The 7,918-nt window shown below is 33.9% G+C and carries 8 protein-coding genes; 7 read left to right on the forward strand and 1 reads right to left on the reverse strand.

Translation table 11 applies throughout. The features are described 5' to 3' along the window. Nucleotides 1-90: 90 nt before the first annotated feature. Complete coding sequence (locus tag B2727_RS18185; protein WP_004962485.1) at nt 91-324, reverse strand: transposase; 234 nt, start codon at nt 322-324, stop codon at nt 91-93. A gap of 565 nt (nt 325-889) precedes the next feature. Between B2727_RS18185 and B2727_RS18190 the strand changes: the two genes are divergently transcribed. From B2727_RS18190 to B2727_RS18220, 7 genes are all read left to right on the forward strand, one after another. Next, nucleotides 890-1,054, forward strand: a complete 165-nt coding sequence (locus B2727_RS18190; protein ID WP_171071759.1) for a hypothetical protein — start codon at nt 890-892, stop codon at nt 1,052-1,054. A 120-nt stretch (nt 1,055-1,174) separates the two neighbouring features. After that, complete coding sequence (locus tag B2727_RS18195) at nt 1,175-2,074, forward strand: helix-turn-helix transcriptional regulator (protein ID WP_241345458.1); 900 nt, start codon at nt 1,175-1,177, stop codon at nt 2,072-2,074. A 214-nt stretch (nt 2,075-2,288) separates the two neighbouring features. Beyond that, nucleotides 2,289-3,125 carry a GTPase gene (locus tag B2727_RS18200; protein WP_221260371.1) on the forward strand — a complete coding sequence of 279 codons (837 nt, stop codon included), beginning with the start codon at nt 2,289-2,291 and terminating at the stop codon, nt 3,123-3,125. A gap of 10 nt (nt 3,126-3,135) precedes the next feature. Beyond that, entirely contained in the window at nt 3,136-3,624 is a 489-nt protein-coding gene (locus B2727_RS18205; protein WP_241345457.1) for a hypothetical protein, read from the forward strand. Between the two features lie 70 nt (nt 3,625-3,694). After that, nucleotides 3,695-5,554 (forward strand): dynamin family protein, encoded by a 1,860-nt coding sequence (locus B2727_RS18210; protein WP_241345456.1) that lies wholly within the window; start codon nt 3,695-3,697, stop codon nt 5,552-5,554. An 11-nt stretch (nt 5,555-5,565) separates the two neighbouring features. Then, nucleotides 5,566-7,221 (forward strand): GTPase, encoded by a 1,656-nt coding sequence (locus B2727_RS18215; RefSeq protein ID WP_241345455.1) that lies wholly within the window; start codon nt 5,566-5,568, stop codon nt 7,219-7,221. A gap of 4 nt (nt 7,222-7,225) precedes the next feature. Continuing rightward, complete coding sequence (locus tag B2727_RS18220) at nt 7,226-7,489, forward strand: YkgJ family cysteine cluster protein (protein WP_221260367.1); 264 nt, start codon at nt 7,226-7,228, stop codon at nt 7,487-7,489. The last annotated feature ends 429 nt before the right edge of the window (nt 7,490-7,918 follow it).

The following is a 7,918-nucleotide window of genomic DNA, read 5'->3' on the forward strand; positions in this document are numbered from 1 at the left end:
AAGTCTCCGACAAACCCGGTAGGGTTCACCAAAATGACAGCCATATTAACCAAGGGGGGGCAGTTTTTAAATGCTATTAGGGGGGCATTTTTACACTGCCGCTAACAGACTGGATGGGGTTATTAATGATGAGACCATTGATCTTGATTGACGAATCCATTTATGCAACAGATTCGCATTGACCTGATGTTGCATTGCTACCTTAGCCACCGATGTGTCTGGCTGCTGACATTGCTGAATAAGTGGATGTTTAAATTCAGCTGTGAAGGTTCGACGGGGCTTTTTTAGCGTTGGCGTGCTGTCTATAACTGTCTTTAAATCCATAAATAGGTGTCCACTTAAATTTAAGTGGACACTATCGGGATGTTGAGCAGATAAGAAAAGTTGGGTTCAGCGGATGCTTACTTTAAAATCAGGAACAGCCCGTCTAGCTGCTATTTATTTTGATTACCAGGAAATTGTGGAGTGGCATAAAAAGCAACTTGAATTGAGATAGTTTTATAAATTGTGTCCTAACTAAAGATTACAGTAGTAATCTTTAGTTCCTGAAATTTACTTGGGTGAAAAATGGGTTAAACATCTTTATTTTTATCAAAATAAAGATGAAGTTAACATTGATTTCAACTTCCACCACCTATGATTAATAATAGACTTCTTGCGTTAGTCAAATTTTAAGCAGCCAAAAGCTATATTTTATGAGGTTTTAGCCAATTCAAAAATTAGATAAAACTATACTTTCGCAAGAGGTCTAATAATTTCAACACTAAAAGTGGATGTTTAAAAAATATTTTAAACTTATGACACCTCCTGTCATTTTCATGCTTTATCTTTCAATTGATTCGTCGCATTAATTAATCAAACTTGAAAAGCTATTTGAAAGGAGATTTACATGAAAATTAGTCCTAATATATTTACCAATAAGCATAAGATGAAGGCATTAAAGCGTATTTTCAGAGCCTTTCTTTTTGGAAAAATAAATAAATTTGATTTGAAAAAGTACTATCTAGCCATGTTGCATTTGGAGCGTTATTTAGATCGACTAAACTCTATTTAAAGAAAAACAGGACTTATTTTTCTGTGAATTGGTGTAACTTTTTGTATTTTTAATGTGATATATTTACAATATAAATTAAATGTAACTTTGATATCACTTTTAAATAATTAGAGATAATTCATGCAACGTAATGATTCTATTCATGAGCGTTTAGCTGACAGATTGGCCAATATTTTAACGAAATTAAATATGGGATATCAATTAAGTATAAAAGAACTCGCTGGAGAGTTTGGGGTAAGTACTCGTACGATTTCGAGAGATTTTGATCGTCTCAATACTTATTTGCCGTTGCTGCAGGATGCTGAAAATAAAAGATATTACTTGGAGCCAAATTATTTGGGAAAAATTGCTCTGGAAGATATACGTAATTTTGCTCAGCTCTCAGGAATTAGTCATTTGTACCCATCATTGGACATGTCTTTTCTGCGTGAACTTTTAGATAGTCGAGCACAACAGATTTATTGTGCTAAAGGTTACTCTTTTGAAGATGCAAGTCAGTTTAAAGAGTTATTTAAGATTGTGGGAAAAGCGATTCAAGAACATAGGCAAATTGGTTTTGTATATAAAGGGGAATCTAGGCTGGTTCAGCCTTATCGTCTAATCCATCATCATGGCAGTTGGTATTTGGCCGCAGTACGAAAAGACCAATTGCGTACTTACCGGATTTCCCATATTCGGCTTATGGACTCTTCACATGAGTACCCTCAGTTTGTCCCTGATACAAATATTGTAAAACTTTTGGAAGATGATGACAGCATTTGGTTTGGTCAGGACAAGCAGGAAATAATTTTGTCTATTGATAGTCAGGTTTCTTTTTATTTTAAGCAACGTCCGATACTGCCCGAGCAGCAAATTGTCAAAGAGTTACATGATGGTGGATTGCTGGTTTCTTCTAAAATTAATCATGACATGCAGTTGTTACCGTTAATACGATTTTGGATTCCAAATGTGGCGATTATTAGTCCAGCGCATTTACAAAATGAGTTAGAAGTGGGATTGAAAGAATATTTAGAGCGGTAAGGAATAAAATAATTATGTGGAAGCCTAAGCCAATGAGCGTGCAATGCTCTCAATGTAAAAAAAGATTTTTTACACCTAAAAGTGATGTGATTTTAGGTTTTTCAAGATGTAAAAAATGTGGAACCATCATGCAAGTCGTGGGAGAACTCACATTATTAAATTGGGTAATCCACCCTAAAAGTTGGTTTAAATAAGTAGTGTATTAGGAGATAAAATGTCAGCTTCATATTTATTAAAAGAAAGCCAAGATTTAAGGAAATATAGTCAAGATTTTCTCAATCAATCTTTGCGAAGTGAAAAGCCTGTGATTGTGACTTGGGGATTGATGAATGCCGGTAAAAGTTCATTATTAAATATGTTGACTCAACATATTGAACAAGAATTTTTTAAAACCAATGATTTTCGTGAGACCACAGAAGTCAGTGCTTATGAAGGGGATCAATATATTTACTTAGATACACCAGGATTAGATGCAAATACAGCAGATAATTTAGAGGCACTAAAAGGTATTAAAAAGGCAGATATTGTACTTTTTGTACATCAGCTTCAGGGTGAATTAGAAGCGAATGAGGTTGAATTTTTAAAAGATGTTCGTACGTCTTTTGGTCAATATGCAGAGAAAAATATTATTCTGATCTTGAGTAAAGTGGATAAGGAAGATCGATCTAAGGTTGATCAAATTCAAAAAAGAGTATTAGAGCAATGTGAGCAATATTTAGGTTTTCAACCACAGTGCTTTCAAATTTCAAATAAACTTTATCAACAAGGAATACAAAAGCATAAAGATGGTTTAGTTCGTCATAGTCATATTGAAGATTTAAAGCAATGCATTAATAGTATCGTCTCGAATACGCAAGTCGTTCGTCAAGAGCGATTAAATCAAGAGAAGGCACTACTGTTAAAAAAATTGACTGAACAAAAAACTAAGATTGAAGCGGAACATCAGGCACAACGATCATTATTAATGGATGGTTTTGTCTCATTTCAAAGAAGTTTAAAAAGTTTAAAACAATTTGTTGAGACAAAAGCTCAACAGTACAAAAATATTTAGGAGAATAATCATGCCATTACCTTGGTTAATAGGAGCAGCAGTGGTTGCTGCAGGGGCTGCGGTAGTTGCGGCATTATCAGAAGATGATAAGCCGTCAAACAACAATAATGATGATGAAGATCGCCGTCGCCGAGCCGCTGAACGTGAACGTCAAGAACGTGAGCGTAATGAAAGAAAAATATCGATTAAACAAGAGTTCGATCACGGTGTCCAACGGACATATCAAGAGATTATTGCCTCATTACCCAATTTGGTGACAGTGCATGGAACGAAGATCAATAATCTAACCTTGTCGAGTAATGGTTCTAATTTTTCACAACTGGAATCGAGTTCTGTAAAAACTGCAAAATATCAGTTTATGAAAGATATTTCTTTGTTTGAGCAAATTTATGGAATTAATGTTAAACCTACTGAACAAATGAAAAGTACGCTGAAACAGATAGATTTACTTCAAGATGAATTGAACCAATTAACATCAGTAATTAAAGCATTATCTTAAATTTTTATGTGTAATTCCTTAGTAAAAGGAATTGCACATTTTTTGACTTAAATTAAGTTTGGATTATTTTATGGAATCAGCGATTTTGTCAATTTCTCGCCCAGAACTCTTAAATATTTTTAAAGAGTTGCAACAAAAATTTAATTTTTCCCAAGAACAAGATCAAGTTTTTAAAAGCTACTGCCATCAATTTCAGCAAAATATGGCAAGTTATTTAAAAGCATCTGAGCATAATATTTCTAAAAATAATCCATTATTTCAACAAATTGGAAAATTTAGGAGTATTCTCGAAGAAACTAATCAAAATTGGCAAAAGAAAATAACCACACAAGATACAGGGGTGCATTTTCGAGCAGGTTTTAATGATTCTTTATTGGTTTTTGTGTATGGCAAAGTAAAGTCGGGTAAAAGTTCTTTGGGTAATTATATGGCTTGGGGGCATACTGATCCAACAGAGCAACAAAAAAGTGAAATTCAAAAAGAGTTACAGCCTGTTTATTTTTCAGGTCAAAAAACAGAAGTAAAAGGTGGTGATGTTGCCAAAGAAGCTGAAATAAAAAAAGAATTTCGGGTAGGAGCAACTGAAGCAACCAGCTCGATTCAGGGCTTTAGTCTTGATGGATTAACGTGGATTGACTCACCTGGGTTGCATTCTATTAATCAAGAAAATGGTGATTTGGCAAAAGATTATGTGGAACATGCTGATTTAATTTTATACACAATGAAATCGGATTCACCTGGGCGAGAAAGTGATTTAAATGAAATTCTAAACCTTTATCGTGCAGATAAGAAGATTATCTTACTTTTAACTGGAAGTGATGATGTTGCACATGATTGGGATGATGAGAAAGATGAAATGATTTCTACTATCGTTATGAAAGATCGACAACGTCGTTTAGATCAACAAAAATATGTTCGTTCAGCATTGGAAAAAATTCCAGAGTTGGCAGGAAAAACGAATAATATTGAAATTTTATCTTTCTCTGCACGTTATGCACAAGAGAACGAAGGTCAGGTTGATAATTTTGCTGATAGCGGCATGGGACAGTTGTTTGCGGCGCTCGGGAAAATTGCGAGAGAAGATGGTGTGAAATTGAAACATCGAACCCCAATGTTGAATTTTAAAAACTTTCTAACTGATTTTATGAGTGATTTGGAAAACTATGCGCAACTTATTGTGGATTTTCAGCAGCCAATTGAAAGAATACAAAAAAGTATTCCAATTCAAATTAACGAACACAAACGTTTGATTCAGCAACAGTTGAGCCAAAAGGTGGATGCTGAATTTGAAAGTTTGACTCCATATCGTGATGATCCGATACAAATGAAGCAGGCGATTAAGAAAATAGCAGATACTTTGGCACAGCAGCAAAATGAAGCCATGATTACGTCGCAACAAACGATTTTACAACAAGTGATGAGTGAATTCGGAAGTCAGTTAACGAATGTTATACAGCATAATGCTTTATTGGATTTACCGGAATTTAAAATTGAGCAACGTACGGAACAGGTTGCAGATAGTGTAACTTCTGGGACACGTAGACGTAATGGTGGTCTTGGAGCTTTAGGTGGTGGAATACTTGGTGGGGCGATTGGAATATTAGGAGGACCTGCGGGTGTTGCGACAGGCGCAAGTATTGGTTCTACTCTCGGAGGCTGGTTGGGGGGGAAGACAGGTGATGATGCCAGTGTAAATTATCGTGAGATTACTTTAAATGTTGGAGATAATTTAATACACATTCAAAAGCAGTTTTCTGAACGATTACAAAATTCAATTCAAGTACAAATGACTGAATTTCAGAAAACCTTACTGGAAATGGCATTAAATAGTGCTGAGCATTTAGTAACACAATTAAAAAATGAAATAAATAGTTTTCAAAAGCAATTAAATAGCATGTTTTTAGAAACCGAAACTAAATTGAATGGATAATGAACACCAAAATGAATATTCAAATTAAGCAATTGTTTGCAACGTATGAACAGAGCAAAGTGTTGGTGGCTGAGCATACTTATATGCAACAAAGTTTTGCTACAGTTCAAAATATGTTTGAGGATAAGAGAAATAAACCCGATGCCAATATTATGGTGTATGGGGTTTATAATGCAGGAAAAAGCACGTTGATTAATGCCTTAGTTGGGAAAGAAGTCGCAGCCACGGGCGATATTCCATTAACCGACAAAGTCACGGAATATCCATGTCGAAATTATATGATTTTGGATACCCCAGGAATTGATGCGCCGAAAGAACATGAAAATGTGACGAAAGAGCAACTAGAAAAGGCCGATGCGGTAATTTTTGTGGTGAATCCTTTAGGTGTTGTGGAAGAAGCCAAAACCTTAGCGACTTTAATGGATCTCTTCGAAAATAGAAAAAAGGTTTTTCTGGTATTTAATGAAAAAAATCAACTTAACGAAACAGATTTTATTCAACTTAAAAACCAAACACGTGCAAGACTACAAGAATTAGCCGATGAACGCCATTTAAAAAATATTTTGAAAGATATTCCAATTATTAAAATCAATGCTCAAATGGCATTGATGGGAAAATTAAAAGATAAAGAAAAATTGGTAGAGATGAGTGGGTATTTTGAATTTGAGAAACAATTAGATAAATTCATTGAAGGAATTTCTCAAGAAGATATTTATACTCGACTAGAGAATAATTTAAATTTATTTTTAACAGAAAACATCAAGCGAATTGAAGCGCAATCTAAAGATGAGATTGTGAAGCAATATGATCAGCTTGTTGCTAGTTTATTTAAAGATAAATTAGATACTCGACAAGTTTTTATAAAACGTATTGATGGAAATAAAAAAGAATTATATGTAAATATAAAATCATGGATTTATAATGAAGTAGAAAATATAGAAAATAATATTGAAAACTGGATACTAGATAAATCTAAATTAATTGAAACTGAATTAAATGATTGTTTAACCTCATCTAGCATAAAGATTCAGAATGAGATTGAGCAGTTACAAGCAAATATACCTGCGTTTTGTCTAGATGGATTGCCTAATGATCTTAAGAAGGTGCAAGTTGATACATTTAGTCAAGAAACTTATCTACATACTGCCTCTGAGAATGATCAAGGGATTAACATTAGTAAAGAACAATTAGGACAATTTGCAGCATCGATGAGTAAAAATATTAAGACAGAGCATGTCGTTGCTGGACTTAATTTGGTGAAGCAGTATTTACCTAATTTGATGAAAGGTATAGGGCAAAAAACTATCGAAAAATGGGCTGGGCAAATAGTTGGCAAGGCGGTACCTATTGCAGGGGCGGCACTGACGCTAGGGTTAGCTTTGCATGATATATTCAGTGATGACCCCGAGACAGAACAACTTAAACGTCATCAGGAAATTGAACAAAAGGCAAGAGAACGTAGAGATGAGCAAATTGAAGATTCGGCACTACAAATTTCGGATCAGTTTGCGAGTAGTTTAGCTATCGCAATCAATTCTGTTATCGATGATTTTTTTAATCAAATAATTAATGATGTTAAGCAAATCAGTTTAGAGTTTGGAGCTCAAGATCAAGTTAATCGTAAAATTTTAGACCAGCTATTAAATCTTCAACAAGAGTTATCTTGATCAAATGAGTAAACAGCAAGAGATAAAGTTTCCTTGTAAAGCTTGCGGCAAGTGTTGCCGCAAGGTTAATCTAAGTATTCAGACGCAATTTTTAGATAGAGGTGATTCAGTATGTCGTTATTTGAATGAGCAAACTAATTTATGTAGCATCTATGAAAATAGACCCATTGTTTGTCGTATTGAAGATTACTATAAAGCCTATCTATCAGATCAAATTGAATGGATTGATTTTATTGAGATTAATCAGATTATTTGTAATGAACTATAAGTTGAATAGTTATCATTAAATTGCTATTTTAACATAATGGCGAATATTAGACCTCTTGCGAAAGTATAGTTTTATCTATTTTTTGAATTGGCTCAAACCTCATAAAATATAGCTTTTGGCTGCTTAAAATTTGACTAACGCAAGAAGTCTATTATTTTCAAATCCCTAATACAACCTGATATGGTTTAAATCCCTCTAGTTGTGTGATTCATAGACATCATTTCAATTTAATGCTCTACATGGCTTTGTTGCACAAATACCTAACACTATAATTTTATTATGTTTATTTTTATTGAAATTCAACAAAAACATTAAAAACCAGTAACTTTCAAAATATTTATGCAATAAAGCCTAAGGAAGTTACCATACTTTTTAATATGCTTAACTTCCTAAGCCCCTTATTTAATTATGGGGCTTAGGAAGTTAAAG

Origin of the sequence: Acinetobacter sp. UBA991 (genome assembly GCF_002292065.1) — a bacterium.
Taxonomy (GTDB): domain Bacteria; phylum Pseudomonadota; class Gammaproteobacteria; order Pseudomonadales; family Moraxellaceae; genus Acinetobacter; species Acinetobacter higginsii.